Genomic DNA, 21,990 nt, shown 5'->3' with positions numbered 1-21,990 from the left:
AAACATTTTTAATATTTTCATTTTCTTAATCTTACTAAGATATTTTATCAAGATAGCCAACAAATGAAGTTATCTCTTCAAATCTTTTTAGGCTTTTAATGCCCCCTTTATTTTTATAAGGCCGATTCCCCAAAATCCAAAATTCATTTTTTGCCCCCACGGAATGTAGAAAGTTTTGGATATAGGTCTCCATGTCCTCCAATTTGGGACAAACCGTAAAATAACTAACAAAAATTGCATCACGCTTTTGTTTTAATACAGGCTCTAGACTTTCCGTAGGGATATTGGCACCCAAGTACAGCGTTTTAAAGCCTCGGCGGACTAGTTCATAATTGGCGTAAAGAAGTCCAATTTCGTGCCCCTCACCAGATGGAAGATAAAGAACGAATTCTGCTAATTCATTATCTCTGATATTCTTTTTGACTTCGGCAGTTTTTAAAATCAGTAAATGTTTAATCCTTTGCGAAATAAAATGTTCATGCGAGGGATCAACAGTTCCCGTTTGCCACAGCATTCCAGCATTTCTTAGAAGTGGAACCAAAATGTTTAAATAGATATCACGGAAATCTCTTTCGTTTAAAAGATTCTCCAGTACCGAATCGAATTTCTCAACATTAAAGGCCAGCATGGCTGCTCGTAAGGATTCCAAGGCATAGTTGGTAGAGTTGCTTTCAGTTTCCTCTGTGATCAACGTTTGGATTTGAATGGGGTCCATCTCCGCCAATTTGGAAATTTTATGGCCTGCTTTATACAACAAAGTAATATTCAGCAGCTTTTTCAGATTATCCATATCGTACCTGCGAATATTGGTATCCGTTCTATCAGGCTCCAAAAGATTATACCTCTTCTCCCAAATACGAATGGTATGCGCCTTAACGTCGGAAAGATTCTCGAGATCCTTGATGCTGAATTCCGTTTTTACCACTGCCAAAAATATTTTAAAGTGAAATTACTAAAAAGAAAGGTAAGTGTTTAGTTTTTTTGCGCGTTTGTTGAACGAAAGACGTTTGGTTCTCGTGAAGATAAAAACATCTCTATTAATTATTGCCAATGAGGAGAAAGCTTAAACTTAAAAAGAAGACTATTTAAATTAAGTGACTGTCTTCTGATTAAGTGGCAAGATTAAAACTTTGAGCAGAAAACCATATGGCCATAAATTCATATCTTTAGTTCTTTCCATATAAAAAGCTAAAATGAAACAACTTCTTTTAATCATAATGCTATTTCTAATTTCGGTTGCTGCATACGCCCAAAAAGTATATTCCGTCGATTATCAAAATCAAGCAGATGTAAAGGTATTTGTTGTAAAATATGAGAATCAAGCAGACTTAAAGGTTTACAAAGTAAAATACGAAAACCAAGCGGGGGATAACAACGGCAAATGGTTCTTTACGGATTATTCCAATCAAGCGAAAAAGAAAATATACTTTGTGGACTACGAAAACCAAGCTGATTTGAAGATATACTTTGTGGAATATGAAAATCAAGCGGGATGGAGTAAGATGTCCAAGAAGCAGTTGATGTATTAATTGGGGTCAAACCTAACAGGCTTGGAGACCTGTTAGGTTTTAACTCGAATAGATTTAATTCCTTTTCTTGGCAGTATTCCTATTTAATAATCCGCCTTACCAAAAAACCAATTAGTTTTGCATTTCTTTTGAAACCTACTTTATGAAATCCCTTTTACTATCCCTTTTTCTATTTTTAGTTGTATTTCCATCGGCAGTTCAAGCCCAGAAATCTTACAAGATAACCTATCTGTCAAGCGACCATGGCAAAACAGATCGCGACCAAGATCCCATAGTTTTGTTGGTCAACGACGAGATGGTAAAAGGGACCTCGATCAAAAAATTGGCGGGGAAAGCTGATTATCCTTATCAAGAGTTTTATATAAACTGGAAGACAGAACCTGCAGAATACATAAGGACAGCGCATTTTTCTGCAGATAAGTCTCTAGAAACCATAGATACAAATTTTTTGGGTCGTTATGAGTACAAACTCACAGATGAAACCAAAAAAATCTTGGGATATACCTGTTATAAAGCGGTAACTATTGTCAACTCCAATAACATCGAACTTTGGTACACCAAGGACCTGCCGTATAAAGCTTCCCCTGTGGGGATGGGACAAGAGCTGGGGGTGGTTTTGGAATACGTGCGAAATGGCAATACCGCAATCACAGCATCAGAAATAAAGAAAGTAAAATTGGATATTTCCATGCCACAGATGGAAGTAGTTGATGCTTTAAGCTATAATGATGCCCTTTGGAAAAGTAGCTTTATACAAATTCCCGTATTCGAAAATGAACAGATAAATTTTGTTGACAATCCAAAAACGACGGATGATGGCGTATTGCGTTTTGCCAGCGGAACAGTTATTCTAAAAAAAGTGAAGATCCCTGAACTTAAACCGGGAACACAAGGATTTGTTCAGGCAATACAAAAATCGCTCGGCGACGCTTACGACAGAACCGCTTCTATTTTCCTGATACGCAAAAGTGATAAAGAAACTTTTCTACATGGAATGCAAAAAGGAATGGATTCAATTGAAACTTACGAAAACGGAAATGGCACTCTTTATAAAGGAATGGTAGCTTCGGAAATTTTTGAACCAAGTATAGAATTGATGAGATTCTTTACTCCTTTCGGTGTGGATCACTTTAACGATCGGGTAAAATTGAAAGGAAAGGAATGGCTACATGAGGTCATCTATCGCCAGGATATTTCTGAATTTGTAGATGCACTTTCTGGTCAAGAAGTTTATATAGGTGGATTTATTGGTAATTGGGATAAAGGAGGCCACGATTTGAGTTTGGAACTAACATTCCATCCCGGTTGGGAAACCAAAGTTCCAAAAACGCAGATTTTGCCATTGTTCAATACCACCAGTGTGATGGAAATGGGCGGACAGGGTTACCCCACAATGTTTGATACCGAGAAAGGACTGAAAGTAAATTTCGAATTAAAGGAAGCCGCAAAAAATGTGCAATTGCGTTACATCACCACCGGTCACGGAGGCTGGAGCGGGGGCGATGAGTTTAATCAGAAACCCAATTCCATTTATTTGGATGGCAAACAGATTTCTAGTTTTATCCCGTGGCGAACCGATTGTGGCTCTTACAGATTGTACAACCCCGTTTCGGGGAATTTTGAAAATGGCTTATCCTCTTCAGATTTAAGCCGATCCAATTGGTGCCCCGCTACCATTACTCCTCCTGAATATATCGATTTAGGTGATTTGCCCGCCGGAAAACATATTATTGAGGTAAACATTCCTCAAGGAGCATCGGAAGGAAATAGCTTTAGTTATTGGAATGTTTCGGGAGTACTGTTATATAATAGTTTGCATTAGTGACGGTTATTCCCAAGTCTACTATACGGTCATAACAATTTTGTTATATCACAAAATTGTTATATCTTAGGGTCATGAAGTCCAGTCAATTAATAAAAATGATTGAAAAAGATGGCTGGTAAATTGTTAGGACTAAGGGCAGTCATCATCATTTTAAACATCCCAAAAAAAAAAGGTTTAGTGGCAATTCCGCATCCGCAAAAAGATGTTCCGATTGGAACTGTCAACTCAATCTTGAAACAGGCAGGACTCAAAGATTGAGTTTTTATTTTCAAAAATTGGAAGACTTTAAAAGCAAACAAACATTGTAGATCATGGAAAAAAAGAAAATTCAAGTTTATGTTGAAAAGGCTGAGGACGGTATTTATTGGGGAACAACAGAAAATATAGATGGGGTAGTTTCTGCATATGGGAATTCTCTTTCTGAATTAAAAAAAGCATTGCAGAAAGCATTTGAAGAGTACTTAGAGGTTGGCCGAGATTTAAAAGAGGATTGGATAAGTAAGTATGAGAATGCAGTAGAATTTGAATACAAAATGGATCTCGAAGGGTTTTTCGACCTTATCCCAGAGGTCAAAATTGGATCCATTGCCAAAAAAGCAAATATCAATTCTTCCCTACTGCGTCAATATAAGACAGGAAAAGCCAATGCATCCGAAGATCAAACTAAGAAGATTGAAAAAGCGGTCCACGAACTTGGAAAGGAACTTTTATCTATTTCGTTCTAATTTTTTTTCAAAGGGAATTAAAGAAGAAGAAATGCAAGTTCAATAGAATTTCGACGGCTTTCCTAATTCGCGCATCAAAATTAGTCGCTATGGGGTGTTATTTTTGGGATAACTTATTTTTTAGAGAAAGAAACGCTCATGCCACGGATAATGAGTGGATTTTATCCGCGTTCATCCGTTGCATCCGTCTAATCCGTGTTCAATAACGATACTACATAATAATGAAAGGAACGCTGATGCAGCGGATGAGCGGATTTTCACGGATTTGAATCTTTAATGTATCACTCGCACCCGCGTTATCCGTGTTCGCTTTGATGAGTATCATTATTCTGAAACAAAAAACCCTGTAAAACGATGTTCTACAGGGTTTTTTAGTACCCGGAATGAGACTTGAACTCACACGCCCGTAAGGACACATGGCCCTCAACCATGCCTGTCTACCAATTCCAGCACCCGGGTATAAGGGTTTCTATTTCTTTGGTGGGCGCAAATATAAGACTTTTTGGATATTTTGAGGAATGGAAATAAGGATTGTGTGAAAATTCATTACGTATCACGGGATAGCTAAGTCGATTAAATTTATTTTAATTTCTGTCAAAGTAGAAATATCTATATGACCCATATCATTTATTTCCAGCGATAACCTTCCTATATTTGGTTTTTCACCCTTTTCTAAATGGCAAAAACCACTTCCTTCTTTGACCGTACACTATCCTTTTTCGCCGAAATTGGAGATATGGCCTTGTTCGCCGGTCGGTTTTTTAGGGAAGTGGTAAGCAAACCTTTTGAGTGGAGAGAACTTCTGAGGCAATGCTATAATATGGGTAATCGCTCCCTGTTTTTGGTAATGGTTACTGGATTTATATTGGGATTGGTTTTTACCCTGCAATCCCGACCTACCTTAATGAATTTTGGAGCAGAATCTTGGATGCCGTCGATGATCAGCCTTTCTATTATAAGAGAAATTGGCCCCGTAATTATCGCCCTGATCTGTGCTGGACGTATCGGTTCAGGAATTGGAGCAGAGTTGGGGTCTATGCGAGTTACGGAACAAATCGATGCTATGGAGGTTTCAGGGACCAATCCATTTAAATACTTGGTGGTTACCCGGATTTTGGCGGTAACCCTTATGTTGCCATTATTGGTAATCTTGGGCGATTTTATTGCTCTTATCGGTTCTGCCATTGTGGAGAATTTAAAGGGCGGAGTATCCTACACCCTTTATTTTAATCAGGTTTTTGAGGCGCTTAGGTTTAGTGATGTATTCCCCGCCACCATTAAAACCTTTTTCTTTGGTTTTGTCATTGGTTTGGTTGGAACTTATAAAGGGTATAATTGCGGAAAAGGAACGGTGGGAGTGGGAGAGGCGTCAAACTCTGCCGTTGTGTATGCATCCATGCTTGTATTTATTATTGACTTTATCGCTGTTTTTGTAACCGATATATTTATTCCGATGTAAATGAATTTAGAAGAAAACAAAAAACCTGTATTAGAACTGAAAGACATCAGAAAGAGCTTTGGGGACAACCATGTGCTTAAAGGTTTTAGTTTAAAATTATACGAAGGTGAAAATTTGGTTATTATGGGGAAATCCGGTTCGGGAAAATCTGTAATGGTAAAGTGTATCGTAGGTTTAATTCAGCCGGATAGTGGAAGTATCACCATTAAAAACAGGGATATTATCAAGATGGGTCAAACTGAATTGGATTTCTTACGTACCGAAATAGGTTTTCTATTTCAAGGCAGCGCCCTGTACGATTCCATGACCGTTCGGGAGAATCTGGAATTTCCATTGCGCCGTCATAAGGACAAGATCAAGGATTTTCAAAGTACCGACCAATCGGTTAAGGAAGCTCTTGAAAGTGTTGGACTTTTGCACGCCATCGATTTGATGCCTTCTGAGCTTTCCGGAGGAATGCAGCGCCGGGTGGCGTTGGCTCGAGCGTTGATTTTGAAACCGAAAATTATCATGTACGATGAACCTACAACAGGTTTGGATCCCATTACTGCGAATGAAATTATTCAGTTAATGCGTAACATTCAGAAGGAATACAATACCTCGTCCCTCATAATTACGCACGATGTGGATTGCGCACGAGTAATTTCAAACAGGATGATTTTGCTGGTGGACGGAATTAATTATGCCGAAGGTACGTATGAAGAGCTTTCTAATTCAAGCGATCCCCAGACGAGCGCATTTTTTAAAAATTAAGGTTATGGCAAAAGGAAATTCGAAAAAAGTAAGAGTCGGAATATTTGTGGTGGTCGGAACCATTATTCTTGTGGCAGCACTTTATTTTATAGGCTCACGTCAACATATTTTCAGCAATAATATTCAATTATATGCGGTCTTTGACAATGTAAGTGGTCTTCAGGTAGGCAATAACGTGCGGTACTCTGGGATTAATGTGGGGACGGTAGCAAAAATTAAAATGGAGGAAGTGGGCAAGATTTCCGTAGAAATGAAAGTGGATGAAAAGTCTGCCCGTTTTATAAAAAAGGATGCTGTGGCAACCATAAGTTCGGATGGATTGGTAGGCAGCATGGTTGTAAATATTGTTCCAGGAAAGGAGCAGGAAAGCGTTTCTGTAGTATCAGGAGATTTTATTCAATCTTCCAAGGACGTAAGTATTGACCAAATGCTTTCTACTTTAAATAATACGAGTGAAGATCTGGCAAAAATATCCAATCAGATTTTGATGGGCAAAGGCACCTTGGGGGTATTGATCAATGATACCATTATGGCGCAGAATATACAGCAAATGATGGTGGAACTTCGAAAAACGTCCGATGGAACGGTCTTGGCTATGGATAAAATCAACAAAATTATTTCAAAAATAAATTATGATGAAAGCGCAGCAGCCGTCCTCTTGAGCGATACTTCCACCGCAAATCAAGTGAAGGATATATTTGCTGATCTTGAAAAGTCATCAAAGAACATTAATGCGATGACCGAGAATCTAAACGAATATTTAAACGAAATAAAATCTGGAAAAGGAGCATTGAATTATATCACTCAGAATGAAGATTTCACCAAAGATCTGGATTCCACGATGATTCAAATTAAGGAGGCCTCTGAAAAATTAAACCAAAACATGGAGGCCCTTCAGCACAACTTTTTATTCCGGGGATATTTTAGAAAATTGGAGAAGCGGCAGCGTAAGGAAGCTGAAGAAAAGTAATTTTAAAGCCGTATTTTTAGCTATTCAGAAACCACCTAAATAATCTTGAATGCTCAATAATTTAAAGGATAATTTTTCCCATCTTTTTGAAGATGCACTTATAAACGAAATAAACGAAGTAGGCATTCTTAAACATGCAAAGGAAGGATATAAGCTCATTGAAATTGGCGACTATTTGCGCTCCATGCCGTTGTTGGTTTCGGGAGCGATAAAAATTATAAGGGAAGATGGCGACGGCGATGAATTGTTGCTGTACTTCTTGGAACCTGGAGACACTTGTGCCATGACTCTTACCTGCTGCTTGGGACAAAAGAGGAGCGAAATCAGGGCCATCGCCGAATTGGATACAACCCTCATTATGATTCCGGTTCAAAAAATGGAGGAGTGGATGGGGAAATATAGAAGTTGGCGGAACTTTGTTCTTGCCAGTTATCATTCCCGACTTATGGAAATGCTCGATACCATCGACAGCATTGCTTTTATGAATATGGATGAACGGCTTGTGAAATACCTAAGAGATAAACAAAAAATTGGAGGTGAGCCAGTTATTAATTCCACCCATCAGGAAATTGCTTATGAACTGCATACGTCTCGTGTGGTCGTTTCAAGATTGCTTAAAAAATTGGAATCTCTGGGAAAAATCAAACTGAACAGAAATAGTATCGATATTATTTCACTGTAATACCGAATAATGGCAAGGGACTTTGGAGTGTAACCTTTGTTACCGCTAAATAAATGTTTAAAACGTATTTTTAAAAAATTAATATAAAACGATTGATTATGGAAAATGTAGTTGACAATTCACAAATTAGTTACTCAATGCCTCGTATAGGGGACGATGCGCCAGATTTTACAGCTAAAACCACCATTGGGGAAATAACCTTATCGGATTTTGCCAAGGATAAGTGGATTATCATGTTCTCGCATCCTGCTGACTTTACCCCCGTGTGCACCACAGAGCTAAGTGGTTTTGCTAAACGAAAAGCAGAGTTTGATGAGCTAAACACCCAGCTTTTGGGATTGAGCATAGACAGTATTCACTCGCACTTGGGATGGGTAAATAACGTACATGAAAAAACAGGAGTGTATTTTGATTTTCCCATTATTGCTGACATCGATATGAAAGTGGCCAAATTGTATGGCATGCTTCAGCCCAACGAAAGTCAGACCGCGGCCGTTCGTGCGGTTTTCTTCATCGATCCCAATAAAAAGATTCGGTTGATCATGTACTATCCATTAAATGTGGGACGGAATATGGATGAAATCCTCAGAGCTCTTTATGCTCTTCAAGTATCGGATGAACACAAGGTAGCTATGCCTTTGGATTGGAAAAAAGGCGATAAGGTAATTATTCCACCACCAACAACCCTAAAAGAAATGAAAGAAAGACTGAATGATGATTCTATTGAAAGAGTTGATTTCTATCTTTCCAAAAAATCGCTGTAATTACTGAAGACACAAACCTGACAGGTTTTTACTTGTCCGCCGAAGGAGGAAAACCTGTCAGGTTTTTTATAATGGCAAATCTGAAAGTTATGAAGACAGTATCAATAATATTTTTGCTTGGCCTTCTGATGGCTTGCAATTCAAAGCCAAAACAATCCTATTCCCCAATTGAAGAGAATTCAGATGAAATTGCAATGGTTACTTCCCAAGAACATCCCGGGAAACAACTCATGGTGAATAATTGTTACATGTGTCACAACCCAAAGGCTTCGGAAAACGATATGATCGCTCCACCAATGGTTGCCGTGAAAATGCACTATTTATCAGAAGACCTTTCAAAGGCGGAATTTGTTGATGAAATAATTTCTTTTTTAAAGATTCCTTCGGAAGAAAAATCCAAAATGCCCGGTGCAATCAAAAAATTTGGATTGATGCCCTATCAATTTTATCCTGAGAATACCATTCGCCAAATAGCTGATTATATGTTTGATCACGAAATCGCCGAGCCCGAATGGTTTGAAGAGCATTATAAAAAAATGCACGGCGACCGTCCAACGATGAAAGGAAAAATGGGCCGAGGAAAGGGGATGGGAATGGGAAGAAACCAAGAGGACAATTCACAGCAACTTTCGATCGAAGAACGCGGAATGCAAATGGCCCAGGCTACGAAGGCAGAACTGGGTAAAAATTTGATGGGACAGATTCAAAAAAACGGAGTGATAGCTGCTCTGGATTTTTGTAACATCCAAGCTATGCCCTTAACCGATAGCATGTCGGTTGTTCATAAAGCGCACATTAGGAGGGTAAGCGATAAACCACGAAATCCCAAAAACAAAGCCGATGCTGTGGAACTTCAACATGTACAAACTTTTAAAAATCAAATTGCTGCCGGTAAAGAGCCTACGCCAATTGTAACCACAAAAGGTGAAAAAGTTGAGTTTTATTACCCCATAACTACTAATTCCATGTGTTTAAGATGCCATGGTACTCCCAGAAAGGAACTGGAAGCTCTTACGTTGACAAATATCCTCAAACATTATCCTGATGACAAAGCAACTGGTTATGGTGAAAATGAGGTACGAGGAATTTGGAGTATTGAGTTTAGTCGGTAGCTTGTAGTCTGTAGTCTATATTCTGTTGTCGGTAGAACTAGGATGAATAATGTAAAAAGTATGAATTTGGACGAATCCTTTTGGAGCGAGAGATATCTTAGCGGTCAAACGGGCTGGGATATTGGTTATGTTTCTACGCCCTTGAAGGAATACATCGATCAACTTTCCGATACGGATTTAAAAATATTGATTCCCGGAGCCGGTAATTCATATGAGGCGGAATATCTTTATAATAAGGGTTTCAAAAATGTATCGGTAATTGATATTTCAAAAATTCCACTTGAAAATCTTTTAGAGCGAATTCCAGAATTTCCAAAGGAAAATCTTTTACACATGGATTTTTTTGATCTTAATGAGACCTATGATCTTATTTTGGAACAGACATTTTTCTGTGCACAAAATCCAGAACTAAGGAAAAAGTATGTTTCAAAGATGCACGATTTATTAAGGCCGAATGGAAAACTGGTAGGTGTACTTTTCAATATTCCTCTAAACAACGACAAACCTCCCTTCGGAGGAAATAAAAGCGAATACCGTTCTCTTTTTGAAAACAAATTTATAATTGTTATAATGGAAACAGCTTATAATTCAATTCCACAACGAGATGGAAATGAGCTTTTTGTAAAAATGATAAAGAAAGGAGAATGAAATTGAAATCGAAATCGAAATCGAAATCCAAATCGAAATCCAAAGTTGAAGATGCAGTTGGCAATTGACGACTCGAGAATAGGAGAAAAAACTGAATAGAAAATACTTTTATCCGAATTGGAATTGAGAATACCCATTAAAGACATAATTTTTGTTTTTCTTCAGTTTGCTCTGTTTGTAGCATTTGCATTTGAAGTGGGAGCCATGCGCATTTATTTTCCCGATGTCCTGTTTTGGATTGGGGTTGGAATGTTGATTTTGGGCGCGTTGACAACACTTATTGCGGTCCTGCAACTCAATGTTCACCTTTCGCCATTTCCCAGTCCTTTGCCAGGTTCAAGGCTTATAATGAAAGGAGTTTATAAACACATAAGACATCCCATTTATACTGGGATTTTGATGGCCTTTTTCGGGTTTGCAATTATTGCGGATTCGGGATACAAATTAATTATCACGTTACTACTTTTCGTCTTATTTAACCTGAAAACTCTATATGAGGAAAAACAATTGATGGAAATGTTTCCTGATTATTCAAAATATAAACAACGGTCCGGAAGGTTTTTTCCGAAATTGTGGTGAATAAAATACTCTGTGCTCTCTGCGACTCTGCTGTAAAAAACCATTCACCGCTAAGGCGCAAAGGTCGCAAAGGGTTTAACTGGGAGTTGTGATAGATGAATTTCTCTGCGTCCTCTGCGACTCTGCGGTAAAAAATTATAAACCGCTAAGACGCAAAGGTCGCAAAGGGTTTTTTATAAAGAACAAAATTGTCATACGTCATAAATCCTATTGTCCTATATCAAAACATTATGCAATTATTATTATTTCTACTAAAAATCAACAGTAATGAAAATTAAACAATTCGAGTACAAGCCTCTTTCACATTTTTCCTACGCCATTATCAGCGATGGCAAGATGGCTTTGGTGGATCCAGAGCGCGACCCTCTTCAGTACTATAAATTTGCTGAGGAAAACAAAGCTCAAATTGTAGCCGTTTTTGAAACGCATCCGCATGCCGATTTTGTCAGTTCGCATTTGCAGATCCATCAGGAAACGGGAGCAACCCTTTATTGTAGTGAAAGAACTGGTGCCGATTACCCGCATAAAACTTTTGATGACGGTGATGAAATCAATATTGGAAAAACCACTTTCCGTGCGCTTAACACTCCGGGGCATTCTCCCGACAGTATTACCATTGTAGTGACTGAAGGGGAGAAGACAGCACTTTTTACCGGGGATACTTTGTTTGTTGGAGATGTTGGCCGACCAGATCTTCGTGAGAACGTAGGTCATATGACGGCCAAACGCGAAGAACTCGCCAAAATGATGTTCGATACCATTCACAATAAATTCAAGGATTTAACTGACAATGCCTATGTATATCCCGCTCATGGCGCTGGTTCGCTTTGCGGAAAAGGAATGAGCGGCGATGCCAGCTCCAGTACCTTGGGCAACGAACGAATTGGAAATTGGGCATTTAAGAAACAAACCGAGGAGCAATTTGTTTCGTATTTGTTGGAATCTCAACCCTTTATTCCACACTATTTCGGCTATAACGTTGATACTAATAAAGCGGGAGCTGATAATCTTCGCAAAAGTTTGGGAGGAATTCCTTTCAAATTAAATGTAAAAGAAGCAGATAACGGAGCACTAATTATTGACTGTCGCGATGGAGATTCCTTTAAAAAGAACCATCTGCACGGAAGTATAAATATTATGGCAATCTCTGAAGGCGATAAGTTTGAAACTTGGCTGGGTTCTATTGTGAGGCCTGATGAAAATTTCAATTTGGTGGTGAATTCCATTGAAGAAGCTGAGGAAATTCTACATCGCACTTCCAAGATAGGATATGAATCAAAAGTAGCGGCCGTTTATACAATTGCAGATGCCGGGTTGGATGCATCAGAAAATTTCAGTCTTCAAGATTTTCGACTGCATCCAGAAAATTATACTATTGTAGATATCCGAAATGAAAGCGAAGTATCAGAAGGTAAAATATTTGAAAATTCAATTAATATTCCGTTGTACAAATTATGCGAAAATGCCAAAGAGGTTCCTACCGATAAGCCTGTGATGGTCCATTGTGCCGGTGGCTACAGAAGTGCGGCTGGAGCAAGTATCCTGGAGAATAAGCTTGGAAGAAAGGATGTTTTTGATCTAAGTGAGGCGATTGAGGAGTTTAGGGTAAACGGAAAATTCGCGGAGGAAAGTTCGAAGTTTTAAGGCAGGGGAATTAGTCGATGAGTTTAGGGGTCGATAAGTTTAGAAGTGGAGAAAATTGCCACCTATTAGTAACTGCTCAAAATGACTATTTCAGGCAGCAAAAGCGGTCTAACATCTAGCGTCTAACATCAAGCTTCTAATCCAGTCTCGGCCCATAACAAAGATCCCCGGCATCTCCGAGTCCGGGAACAATATATCCACGTTCATTAAGGGCATTGTCCACGGCTGCAATCCAAAGATAGGTGTTTTTTGGAAAGATCATATCCGTAAGTTCGATTCCAGGTTTTGCACCGATTATAGAGATAATATGAATTTGTTTAGGAGTTCCGTGTCTTTCTAGGGCACGAAGCACATTTTCCAAAGTCTTTCCCGTGGCAAGCATTGGGTCTGCAAGGATCAGTGTTTTTCCTTCAATTGATGGAGATGCCAAATACTTTACGTGAACTTCAAATTTATCCCCTCCATCGGGATGGTATCTGTAAGCTGAAATAAACGCATTTTCAACGCCATCAAAATAATTTAAAATCCCTTGGTGCAAAGGAATTCCGGCTCTAAGAATGGAGCAAAGCACAATATCAGAACTTGGAACGTTAACAATTTTTTCGCCCAATGGGGTAGTAACGGACTGCGAACTATAATCCAACATCTTGCTCATTTCATAACTCAAGATCTCTCCAATGCGCTCCACGTTCCGTCTAAAACGCATTCTGTCATTCTGAATGTTTACGTCGCGTACTTCCCGAATATATTGGTTGATAAGGGAATTTCCTTTACTAAAATCGTGGATTATCATATCTAAAGATCTATTATAGCGAAGATAAGATTTCTTGAGCAATTGAAATTCTGGATATTTTTAAAACTGAATGCATCTCTATTTTTTATGTAACAAATGTTACTGTCTAATTTCAAGAATAGTTTCAGATTTGTTCTATAACCCATTCATTGTCAGATATGATATAAGTCATTTGACGGGCTCATTAACCAAAGTAACTTGCATATTTTTAACCCTAAACCATGGTGAAGATTTCTTTCTTAATAAAATTCAATTAAATATGTCAGGTTGAGCGCAGTCGAAACCTCTCTCGAGTTCATCACAATTAAAACTAATGTCAGGTTGAGCGCAGTCGAAACCTCATCCTAGTATATCATAATTAAAACTAATTTCAGGTTGAGCGCAGTCGAAACCTCATCCTAGTATATCACAATTAAAACTAATGTCAGGTTGAGCGCAGTCGAAACCTCTCTCGAGTTCATCACAATAAAAATTACTGTCAGATGGAGCGCAGTCGAAACCTAATTTTATAACCATTAAATAAATAAAAAATGACCAAACGAATATCAAACAGAAAACGATTTTATATGATGAACCCCATCGTTCAATTCTTCAAATTCATTTATTTGAGTATTAAAATAATGTTTGTCGTTGCTGGCGGACATGGTGGAACCAGAGAAACTGGTTATTAGGTTGATTATTATCAGTCAAAGTCTGAATACTTTTAACTATTTTTGGTTTTAAGTGAAAACAATCGTCGCCATAGCATTATCCTTTCTCGTCTTTTTTCAAAGCGTGGGAATTGGTTTGTCCGATATGTTTATGATGAAGGATTTGGTGGAGCACGCCAAATACCATTCGGAAGAATTTGGGGATGATCTCTTTACCTTTTTTGAAAAGCACTACGGCGAATTAAAAGCGGAACACCAAAAGAACCATCAAGAAGAAAAATCGCAACACGAGAAACTTCCTTTTCAGCATAATAACTGTAATCATTTGGTGGCCGAAGTGGTAATACCCACCTATGAATTACCCCATGGAAAAACACTGGTTTCCTATACTGCCAATCCGCATTTTTTCTATCAAAATCTATATTCTTACCTTGAAAGAGTTTCCATCTTTCAACCTCCTAAAATTGCATAATTAAATAACAGTTCTGGCTGGGAATTCTTTTCCCCGCTAACTGTAATGGTTTATTGCTGTCCATAATTTGACAGCTCTAAAACCGAAAATCCTGGTTTCATTTTTCGACTTCTCCTGTTTCTGAAGTTGAGATTCTAAAGGTTTCATTTAATTATGCTATCAAAAATTATTCATTTCAGTATAAAGAATAAACTGATTATTGGGCTCTTCACAATGGCGCTTATCATCTTCGGAATATTCTCAATCACCCGTATTTCCATTGGGGCGGTTCCCGATATTACCAATAATCAGGTGCAGGTAATTACCACCTCCCGCAATCTTTCAACGGAAGATATGGAACAGTTTATTACCTATCCCGTGGAGCTCGAAATGGCGAACCTGCCCGGAGTTTTGGAGATACGTTCCATTTCCCGATTCGGCCTTTCAGTGGTGACCATCGTCTTTGAGGAGGATATGGGAATGTACCTTCCTCGCCAACTCATTGCCGAAAAGATACAATCCGCTGCCGAGAAAATCCCGGAAGGTTTTGGTACGCCGGAAATGGGACCCATCACCACAGGTCTTGGTGAAATCTATCAATATGTTTTGGACGTAGAACCTGAATTTAAGGATAAGTATTCGCTGACAGATCTGCGTACTATTCAGGATTGGATCATAAAAAGACAACTTTCCGGAATTCCCGGGGTAGTGGAGGTGAACACTTGGGGCGGAAATCTAAAGCAATATGAGGTTGCCATCAATACCAATAAGCTTAACGCGATGGGCATTACCGCTGGAGAAATTTATACTGCTCTTGAAAAGAACAACAGTATTTCTGGGGGTGGCTATATTGAAAAAAGCAATCAGGCCTATTTTATTCGAGGCGAAGGATTGGTGACTTCCTTGGAAGATATCGGGAATATTTCCGTACGGAATCAAGATGGTCTTCCCATTTATATTAAGGATGTTGCCAAAGTGCAGTTTGGAAGTGCGATGCGTTTTGGGGCAATTACCGGAAATGGTGAAGGCGAAAAAGTACTCGGACAAATAATGATGATCAAGGGCGGCCATTCCGACAAGGTGATCGATGCCGTTCAAAAAAGAGTGGAGGAAATTTCCTCTTCCTTGCCAGAAGGCGTGTATATAAACCCATTTTTGGACAGAAGCATACTGATTGAAAAAACCACACACACCGTTGCAGAAAACCTGATTATAGGAATCCTGATCGTGATTTTTGTTGTGGTGCTTCTATTGGGGAACTGGCGTTCTGGATTGGTAGTAGCATCGGTGATTCCGCTGTCGTTGCTGTTTACTCTTTCAATGATGTATCTGTTTAAAATAGATGCGAATTTGATGAGTTTGGGCGCAATCGACTTTGGGATTATTATTGACGGCGCGGTGATTATTGTGGAGTTTGTCGCCTTCCAGATCAACAAAAAAGTACTGCAATTAAATTCCCTTTCCACAAGTGATAGGAGGGTAGCTCAGGAGAATATTACCGAAGAGGGAACCACAAAAATGATGAATGCCGCCGTTTTTGGACAGCTGATTATTCTGATTGTATTTATCCCAATTCTATCCTTGAGCGGGGTGGAAGGTAAAATGTTCCGTCCGATGGCCCTGACCTTCAGCTTTGCGATGCTGGGAACGATGTTGTTGTGTTTCACCTACGTTCCTGTAGCCGCGTCGATGTTTTTAAAACCTACGAAAGTTTCGCCCAAAAATATTTCAGTACGGATAATGGATTTCCTCAATAGGTTGTATGATCCAATAATCCGATGGGCCTTGCGCGCAAGAGGATTGGTAATCGGGATTGCAGTTATTATGCTGATAGTAACTGGATTTATTTTCTCTACTATGGGAAGTGAATTTATCCCCACCTTGGATGAAGGTGACTTTGTAATCCAACCCGTATTAAAAACAGGAACTTCCCTTACCAACACCATCGAAATAACTACTCAGATTGAGAAAATTCTAATCGAAAAATTCCCCGATGAGGTCAATCAAGTAGTCACTCGAATCGGTGCGGCAGAAGTGCCCACGGACCCAATGTCGATGGAAGAAACCGATGTCATCATCACCCTTCATCCTATCAAGGAATGGAAAAAAGCCAAAACAAAGAATGAACTGGCCGCTGAATTTGAGGAGGCGTTGGCAGTAATTCCCGGAATGGAAGTGGAATTCAGCCAACCCATCGAAATGCGTTTTAATGAGCTGATTACGGGCGTTCGCGCCGATATTGCCATTAAGATTTTTGGAGATGATTTGGATATCCTGGATAAAAAAGGTCACGAAATCAAAAACCTGATTGAAGGCGTAGCTGGGGCTGATGATATTATTGTGGAAAAAGTAGCTGGTTTGCCAGAAATGAAAGTCAAATTTGATCGTGCTAAAATCGGTCGTTATGGGTTGAACATAGAAGAACTAAACCAAATGATCGCAATGGGATTTGCAGGAAGAGCTGCAGGAAGTGTTTTTGAAGGAGAAAAGCGTTTTGATTTGGTAATGCGATTGGAAGAAGGACATAGAAATGATATTTCAAATCTTCAAAATTTATATGTGGATACGCCATCGGGTGATAAGATTCCTTTGAGGGAACTTGCAGAAATCACTTATTCCAAGGGTGCGGCACAGATTTCCAGGGACGACACCAAACGCAGAATCGTAGTAGGCGTAAATGTCCGAAACCGGGATTTACAAAGCGTAGTGGACGATGTGCAAAAATTGATAAACGAAAACATTAAGCTTCCCGTGGGTTATACCATCGATTATGGCGGTCAGTTTGAAAACCTGCAAAGCGCTAAACAACGATTGTTTGTGGCCGTTCCCGTTGCCTTGCTCCTCATTTTTGTGATGCTGTATTTCGCCTTTAACTCCGTTAAGGAAGCGCTGATGATTTACTCTGCGATTCCCCTGGCCGCGGTGGGTGGGGTATTTCTTCTCTGGATTCGGGGGATGCCTTTTAGTATTTCGGCAGGTGTTGGGTTTATTGCACTTTTTGGGGTGGCCGTGCTCAACGGAATTATCTTGATAGAACATTTTAAGGAACTTAAAAAAGAAGGAATGAAAGACAGGCACCAACTGATTATTCAAGGTTCCAAGGACAGGTTGCGGGCGGTATTGCTCACCGCTTCTTCAACCGCTTTGGGCTTTTTGCCGATGGCTATTTCCACAAATGCCGGTGCCGAGGTGCAACGTCCTTTGGCAACGGTAGTAATCGGTGGAATGATTACCGCATTTATTTTGACCTTAGTGGTTCTGCCCGTTTTGTACTCCATTTTTGATTCGGATAAAAAGAAAGATAATCCTATAAAGTTGGGAAAAACGATTCCCACAGTTCTTTTGATATTGTTTTTTGGATTTTCAGGAATGTCTCAGGAAAACCCAAAGACTTTGGAAGAATTGCAACAGATGGCACTGGAAAATAACTTGGGATTAAAAGCTTCAGGTCTACAAAAAGATCAGGCAGAAGCATTAATAGGAAGTGCTTTCGGTTTTGACAAGACGCATATATTTTATGAATACGACGAAAACAATATCGCGCCCAACAACCTTCCGCTGGATGTTTATGGAGTGCAGCAGGATATTCTTTTCCCTACGGTCTATTTCGCCGAAAGAAAAGTAAATCGAAGCCAATTTGAAATGCAAAGCAGCCAACACGAGCTTCAGATTCTAAGAACCAAAGGAATGGTAGCGGCGGCTTATTATCAGTTTCAATATGAAAGTAATCGGGAAGAAGTGTATCGGAAATTGGACAGTTTGTACCAAAACTTCGCCCATTCCGCCCAGCGACGCTTTGAACTTGGAGAAACTAATTATCTGGAGAAAATAACCGCCAGGGCCAAACAACGCAAATTGGAAACCGATTATCTTCAAAGTCAGGAGGATGTGAAAATTGCATTGGAACAACTGCAAATCATAGTGCAAACTAAAGATAGTTTAGGTCTTGAAAGACTTCCTATGGAAAAACTCAACCTCAATCTGGAAACGCCTGCTTCGCATCCGGGAAGAGAATATTATCAAAACCAAAAGGAAGTATTCCACGCAAAACGGAGTCTTGAAAAGCAGCACTTATTGCCCGATATCAGTTTTTCGTATTCCTTGGGAAGCAATCCATCTTTGAATGAAAATTTATATAAATATCAGATTGGATTAAAAATCCCCATATTCTTCAGCGGGAGTGCCTCAAGGATAAAAGCGTCCAAACTTGCTGTCGAAATCAGCGAGCAACAGGCGGAAGATTTCAGTCTTCAATTGAATTCGAAGAGGACAAAATTGATGAGCGAGCTTTTTAAATATGAAGAGGCCCTGCGATATTATGAAGAGGAAGGGAAAACGCTTTCCGATGAAATTTTAAAGACCGCCCTGGGAAGTTTTAAGAATGGAGAAATAGACTTTTTTCAATACATACAAAGCTTGGAAAATGTTTACGAGATCGAATTGCAATATCTCGAAAACCTAAACAAATACAATCAAACAGTAGTTGCCATCAACTATTTAACCTTATAAAAATCATAGTTATGAATGCTATAAAATATATTTTTCTATTCAGCGCCTTTGCCTTTTTGGGTTGTGGCAATGATAAAAATGAAAGTTCCCTCCCAGCCTCCTCCCGAAGCGAGTTCGGGACAGGCGCAGAGGGGAGGAGTGACGTAATTAACCTCACTAAAGCACAATTTGAAAGTGCCAAGATGGAAATAGGGAGTCTAACTGAAAAACCTTTTGCCGAAACCGTGCATTCTACTGGAACAATTGACGTCCCGCCACAAAATATGGCGGTTATCAGTGCGTTTTCTGGTGGGTATATCAAGAATACACCCTTGTTGGTGGGCGATAAGGTGAAGAAGGGGGATAGGTTGGTAACCATTGAAAATCCGGATTTTATTAGTATGCAGCAAAACTATTTGGAAACTGCCGAACAGCTCACCTATTTAAAATCGGAATATGAACGCCAGAAAACGATGTTGGAGGAGAATATCTCTTCCCAAAAGAGTTTTTTAAAGGCCGAAAGTGAATATAAAACAGCTTTGGGGCGCAGCAATAGTTTAAAGAAAAGTCTGCAAATGCTCAATATCAATCCTGCTTCGGTGTTGGATGGAAATATAGTGTCGCAGGTAAATATATACAGCCCGATTGATGGAAATGTCACTAATGTCTTGGTGAATATAGGCACTTACGTTTCCCCCGCCGACAAGATTATGGAGATAATGAACACCGACCATATTCATTTGGAACTGAAGATTTTTGAAAAGGATTTGATGCAGATAAAGAAAGATCAGGAAATCTTGTTTAAAGTCCCCGAAGCTTCTCAAGAACTATTTAAAGGTGAGGTACATTTAGTGGGAACCACCATCGATTCCAAAAGCAGGATTGCAATGATCCACGGGCATATTGATGAAGAGGATGAAAATAAATTTACCGCTGGAATGTTTGTGGAAGCCGATATAGTCACGGGCACCTCCACAAGTCTAGCACTTCCCGAGGATGCGGTTGTGGAATTGGAAGGCAAGAACTATGTGCTTTTGGTGGAAAATGAAAATGTCGATGGATATGAATTGCGCCCCATAGAAGTAGAAATAGCGGATAATTATAATGGATTCACAGAAATTAAATCTGAAATTCCTTTGGATAAAAAGTACTTGACCAAAGGTGGCTTTGTACTTTTGCAGGCAGAGGAGGGGAGTCTGGAGTGAAATCGAAATGACCTGCAAGGTGCGGTGTGCTGAGCTTGTCGAAGTGTTGTTTTCTTTTTGGAAGCAAAAAGAAAACCTCCTTGTAGGTCTGGAGACTCCAGAACCTGAATAACTGACACTCGACATCGGAAACCGATAACAAATAACCGACAACAGAAAATGAAAACAACAAATTATTCCCCAATTTACCGAATCATCCACTGGGCGGTTGCAATTACGTTTCTGCTTTTATTAGTCACGATATTTTTAAGGATAACATGGATGAATAAATACCATATGGCAGATATCATCCAGGATTATCTTAATTCTACTGACCAATCTCTTTCCCGCGAACAAATTGTAGCAATGGCAAAACAAATCCGCAAGCCAATGTGGGATTGGCATATTTATTTAGGATATATTTTAGTCGGATTGTTTGCCATACGTTTTACGCTACCTTTCTTTGATGAAATGAAATTTCAGAGTCCATTGAATAAAAATCTAAGTGCAAAACAAAGGTTTCAAAAATGGACATACATCATTTTTTATATATGCGTAATAGTGTCTTTAGTTACAGGAATTTTAATTGAATGGGGACCCAAAGATTGGAAAAAACCGTTGGAAGAAATCCACGTATTGGGCATATATTATTTGGTGGCCTTTATTGTCCTACACTTAGCTGGAATTATTTATGCAGAATTTACAGATCAGAAGGGAATTGTTTCGAGGATAATCGGTGGAGGCGAACGATCCCGATAGTTGTCGGGAGAAATTAAATATGATTTGTAGCGGCGCAATGCGTTGCGCCGCGGTAATGCATTTTGGAGACGCGAGACCCTGCGTTTCTATAGGCACAAATCAATACCCCAATCCGTATGGCCTCTCCCTTCGCGACATTTCCAGTTGGTTTTGACGTAAACTACGTGCCACATACCCTCTTCTTTTTTTAACTCCATAATATGTTGCTCTGCTTTCATGGAATCGTCCATAAGGTTATCTTCAACCAGGGTTACCATAGTATTGCCGTTTGGCAAAACTTCTTCCTTGAGGGTTTCTATTTGATTTCCTTCTTTCGATTCCTCTTCTCTGGACAAAAATAAACGCATAACCTCCTTCCCAGAAAGTTTCTCTTCTAGGGTTCCCAAATGGCGATTAAAGAATCCTATTGTCAAGTACTTAAAATTTTCGTCGCCCTCAGAGTTATCAATTGCACTGGGTTCTACTTCACGGATGCTTCTTGAGCTTGGTTTTTGATCTATTCCCCAATATGTATGTCCTTTACCTTCATAATATCTCCAATTCCTTTTTGCAGAGACCACTTTCCATCTATTGTTATCTCTTTTTAGTTCCAGGATATATTTATATCCTTTTATAGATGGTTGTTCGAGATTATCGTGAGTTAAAAAAATCATAGTGTTGCCGTTTTCCAAAACTTCTTCCCGTACATCAATTATTTCTTCTTCCCCACCACCTTCAATATTCCCTGGATAGAATAACATCAAAACTTCTGACTCTAAATAATCATTTTCGTTTGCCAGAAAATCATTAAAATTGTCCACGTCTAAAGTCTCAAATTCTTCATCGGTTATAAAGGAAGCACCATCCTGTAATTCCTCGGTTTCAGAAGTCATAACGGTTTTGTTTTCAGATGTTTGTTTGCATCCTAAGATGAAAATTAAAATTAAAAAAGTGATAGTTAGTCTCATAGTAATGTTTTTAGTTGAAATTCAAATA

The 21,990-nt window shown here is 39.2% G+C and carries 21 protein-coding genes and 1 tRNA gene; 18 read left to right on the top strand and 4 right to left on the bottom strand.

Going from position 1 to position 21,990, the window contains the following annotated elements:
* Positions 1-34 precede the first annotated feature (34 nt).
* Entirely contained in the window at positions 35-925 is an 891-nt protein-coding gene (locus tag EI546_RS05005; protein WP_240673192.1) for a MerR family transcriptional regulator, read from the bottom strand.
* A 268-nt stretch (positions 926-1,193) separates the two neighbouring features.
* Here EI546_RS05005 and EI546_RS05000 point away from each other — a divergent pair, with 268 nt between their 5' ends.
* The 4 genes from EI546_RS05000 to EI546_RS04985 all read left to right on the top strand — a co-directional run bounded on the left by EI546_RS05000 (position 1,194) and on the right by EI546_RS04985 (position 4,079).
* Positions 1,194-1,529, top strand: coding sequence for a DUF6150 family protein (locus tag EI546_RS05000; RefSeq protein ID WP_128249515.1), 336 nt, complete (start codon positions 1,194-1,196; stop codon positions 1,527-1,529).
* Between the two features lie 142 nt (positions 1,530-1,671).
* Positions 1,672-3,351 carry a GLPGLI family protein gene (locus EI546_RS04995; protein ID WP_128249514.1) on the top strand — a complete coding sequence of 560 codons (1,680 nt, stop codon included), beginning with the start codon at positions 1,672-1,674 and terminating at the stop codon, positions 3,349-3,351.
* A gap of 111 nt (positions 3,352-3,462) precedes the next feature.
* Positions 3,463-3,612, top strand: coding sequence for a type II toxin-antitoxin system HicA family toxin (locus EI546_RS04990; RefSeq protein WP_240673160.1), 150 nt, complete (start codon positions 3,463-3,465; stop codon positions 3,610-3,612).
* 53 nt (positions 3,613-3,665) lie between these two features.
* Complete coding sequence (locus tag EI546_RS04985) at positions 3,666-4,079, top strand: type II toxin-antitoxin system HicB family antitoxin (RefSeq protein WP_128249513.1); 414 nt, start codon at positions 3,666-3,668, stop codon at positions 4,077-4,079.
* A 375-nt stretch (positions 4,080-4,454) separates the two neighbouring features.
* Here the strand turns inward: EI546_RS04985 and EI546_RS04980 are convergent.
* Positions 4,455-4,538 (bottom strand) — tRNA-Leu (locus tag EI546_RS04980).
* Positions 4,539-4,755: 217 nt separating this feature from the next.
* Here EI546_RS04980 and EI546_RS04975 point away from each other — a divergent pair.
* The 9 genes from EI546_RS04975 to EI546_RS04935 all read left to right on the top strand — a co-directional run bounded on the left by EI546_RS04975 (position 4,756) and on the right by EI546_RS04935 (position 12,690).
* Entirely contained in the window at positions 4,756-5,538 is a 783-nt protein-coding gene (locus EI546_RS04975; RefSeq protein ID WP_128249512.1) for an MlaE family ABC transporter permease, read from the top strand.
* Positions 5,539-6,291 (top strand): ABC transporter ATP-binding protein, encoded by a 753-nt coding sequence (locus tag EI546_RS04970; protein WP_128249511.1) that lies wholly within the window; start codon positions 5,539-5,541, stop codon positions 6,289-6,291. It abuts the gene before it with no gap.
* A 4-nt stretch (positions 6,292-6,295) separates the two neighbouring features.
* Complete coding sequence (locus tag EI546_RS04965) at positions 6,296-7,261, top strand: MlaD family protein (protein ID WP_128249510.1); 966 nt, start codon at positions 6,296-6,298, stop codon at positions 7,259-7,261.
* A 49-nt stretch (positions 7,262-7,310) separates the two neighbouring features.
* Positions 7,311-7,943 carry a Crp/Fnr family transcriptional regulator gene (locus tag EI546_RS04960; RefSeq protein WP_128249509.1) on the top strand — a complete coding sequence of 211 codons (633 nt, stop codon included), beginning with the start codon at positions 7,311-7,313 and terminating at the stop codon, positions 7,941-7,943.
* Between the two features lie 98 nt (positions 7,944-8,041).
* Positions 8,042-8,707: a peroxiredoxin gene (locus EI546_RS04955; protein ID WP_128249508.1), complete on the top strand. Its 666-nt coding sequence runs from the start codon at positions 8,042-8,044 to the stop codon at positions 8,705-8,707.
* Positions 8,708-8,796: 89 nt separating this feature from the next.
* Positions 8,797-9,819 carry a Tll0287-like domain-containing protein gene (locus tag EI546_RS04950; RefSeq protein WP_128249507.1) on the top strand — a complete coding sequence of 341 codons (1,023 nt, stop codon included), beginning with the start codon at positions 8,797-8,799 and terminating at the stop codon, positions 9,817-9,819.
* Positions 9,820-9,879: 60 nt separating this feature from the next.
* Positions 9,880-10,467, top strand: coding sequence for a methyltransferase domain-containing protein (locus EI546_RS04945; RefSeq protein ID WP_128249506.1), 588 nt, complete (start codon positions 9,880-9,882; stop codon positions 10,465-10,467).
* A 117-nt stretch (positions 10,468-10,584) separates the two neighbouring features.
* A complete protein-coding gene (locus tag EI546_RS04940; protein ID WP_164905175.1) occupies positions 10,585-11,046 on the top strand; it encodes a methyltransferase family protein in 462 nt (153 codons plus the stop codon).
* A 267-nt stretch (positions 11,047-11,313) separates the two neighbouring features.
* Positions 11,314-12,690 (top strand): MBL fold metallo-hydrolase, encoded by a 1,377-nt coding sequence (locus EI546_RS04935; protein WP_128249504.1) that lies wholly within the window; start codon positions 11,314-11,316, stop codon positions 12,688-12,690.
* Between the two features lie 136 nt (positions 12,691-12,826).
* Here the strand turns inward: EI546_RS04935 and upp are convergent, their stop codons facing one another.
* A complete protein-coding gene (upp, locus tag EI546_RS04930; protein ID WP_128249503.1) occupies positions 12,827-13,483 on the bottom strand; it encodes a uracil phosphoribosyltransferase in 657 nt (218 codons plus the stop codon).
* A 530-nt stretch (positions 13,484-14,013) separates the two neighbouring features.
* On the opposite strand from upp, the gene EI546_RS16155 reads away from it, so the two are divergent.
* From EI546_RS16155 to EI546_RS04910, 5 genes are all read left to right on the top strand, one after another.
* Positions 14,014-14,154 (top strand): hypothetical protein, encoded by a 141-nt coding sequence (locus EI546_RS16155; protein WP_164905174.1) that lies wholly within the window; start codon positions 14,014-14,016, stop codon positions 14,152-14,154.
* A 52-nt stretch (positions 14,155-14,206) separates the two neighbouring features.
* Entirely contained in the window at positions 14,207-14,605 is a 399-nt protein-coding gene (locus EI546_RS04925; RefSeq protein WP_128249502.1) for a hypothetical protein, read from the top strand.
* A 153-nt stretch (positions 14,606-14,758) separates the two neighbouring features.
* Positions 14,759-19,093 carry a CusA/CzcA family heavy metal efflux RND transporter gene (locus EI546_RS04920; protein ID WP_128249501.1) on the top strand — a complete coding sequence of 1,445 codons (4,335 nt, stop codon included), beginning with the start codon at positions 14,759-14,761 and terminating at the stop codon, positions 19,091-19,093.
* An 11-nt stretch (positions 19,094-19,104) separates the two neighbouring features.
* Positions 19,105-20,277 carry an efflux RND transporter periplasmic adaptor subunit gene (locus EI546_RS04915; protein ID WP_128249500.1) on the top strand — a complete coding sequence of 391 codons (1,173 nt, stop codon included), beginning with the start codon at positions 19,105-19,107 and terminating at the stop codon, positions 20,275-20,277.
* Between the two features lie 159 nt (positions 20,278-20,436).
* Positions 20,437-21,015, top strand: coding sequence for a cytochrome b/b6 domain-containing protein (locus EI546_RS04910; protein WP_128249499.1), 579 nt, complete (start codon positions 20,437-20,439; stop codon positions 21,013-21,015).
* 86 nt (positions 21,016-21,101) lie between these two features.
* Here EI546_RS04910 and EI546_RS04905 read toward each other — a convergent pair whose 3' ends face one another.
* The gene (locus EI546_RS04905) at positions 21,102-21,962 is read right to left on the bottom strand and encodes a hypothetical protein (RefSeq protein WP_128249498.1); all 861 of its coding nucleotides are present in this window, start codon (positions 21,960-21,962) and stop codon (positions 21,102-21,104) included.
* Positions 21,963-21,990 lie beyond the last annotated feature (28 nt).

The organism is Aequorivita sp. H23M31 (genome assembly GCF_004022485.1).
Classification (GTDB): domain Bacteria; phylum Bacteroidota; class Bacteroidia; order Flavobacteriales; family Flavobacteriaceae; genus Aequorivita; species Aequorivita ciconiae.
Note: the sequence above shows the minus strand (reverse complement) of the source record. Positions and strands in the feature narration are given on the sequence as shown.

Bases quoted from the DNA above. Each gene is read 5' to 3' on its own strand.
- EI546_RS05000 (WP_128249515.1), top strand. From the start codon at position 1,194: ATGAAACAACTTCTTTTAATCATAATGCTATTTCTAATTTCGGTTGCT.
- EI546_RS04995 (WP_128249514.1), top strand. From the start codon at position 1,672: ATGAAATCCCTTTTACTATCCCTTTTTCTATTTTTAGTTGTATTTCCA.
- EI546_RS04990 (WP_240673160.1), top strand. From the start codon at position 3,463: ATGGCTGGTAAATTGTTAGGACTAAGGGCAGTCATCATCATTTTAAAC.
- EI546_RS04985 (WP_128249513.1), top strand. From the start codon at position 3,666: ATGGAAAAAAAGAAAATTCAAGTTTATGTTGAAAAGGCTGAGGACGGT.
- EI546_RS04975 (WP_128249512.1), top strand. From the start codon at position 4,756: ATGGCAAAAACCACTTCCTTCTTTGACCGTACACTATCCTTTTTCGCC.
- EI546_RS04970 (WP_128249511.1), top strand. From the start codon at position 5,539: ATGAATTTAGAAGAAAACAAAAAACCTGTATTAGAACTGAAAGACATC.
- EI546_RS04965 (WP_128249510.1), top strand. From the start codon at position 6,296: ATGGCAAAAGGAAATTCGAAAAAAGTAAGAGTCGGAATATTTGTGGTG.
- EI546_RS04960 (WP_128249509.1), top strand. From the start codon at position 7,311: ATGCTCAATAATTTAAAGGATAATTTTTCCCATCTTTTTGAAGATGCA.
- EI546_RS04955 (WP_128249508.1), top strand. From the start codon at position 8,042: ATGGAAAATGTAGTTGACAATTCACAAATTAGTTACTCAATGCCTCGT.
- EI546_RS04950 (WP_128249507.1), top strand. From the start codon at position 8,797: ATGAAGACAGTATCAATAATATTTTTGCTTGGCCTTCTGATGGCTTGC.
- EI546_RS04945 (WP_128249506.1), top strand. From the start codon at position 9,880: ATGAATTTGGACGAATCCTTTTGGAGCGAGAGATATCTTAGCGGTCAA.
- EI546_RS04935 (WP_128249504.1), top strand. From the start codon at position 11,314: ATGAAAATTAAACAATTCGAGTACAAGCCTCTTTCACATTTTTCCTAC.
- upp (WP_128249503.1), bottom strand. From the start codon at position 13,483: ATGATAATCCACGATTTTAGTAAAGGAAATTCCCTTATCAACCAATAT.
- EI546_RS16155 (WP_164905174.1), top strand. From the start codon at position 14,014: ATGACCAAACGAATATCAAACAGAAAACGATTTTATATGATGAACCCC.
- EI546_RS04920 (WP_128249501.1), top strand. From the start codon at position 14,759: ATGCTATCAAAAATTATTCATTTCAGTATAAAGAATAAACTGATTATT.
- EI546_RS04915 (WP_128249500.1), top strand. From the start codon at position 19,105: ATGAATGCTATAAAATATATTTTTCTATTCAGCGCCTTTGCCTTTTTG.
- EI546_RS04910 (WP_128249499.1), top strand. From the start codon at position 20,437: ATGAAAACAACAAATTATTCCCCAATTTACCGAATCATCCACTGGGCG.
- EI546_RS04905 (WP_128249498.1), bottom strand. From the start codon at position 21,962: ATGAGACTAACTATCACTTTTTTAATTTTAATTTTCATCTTAGGATGC.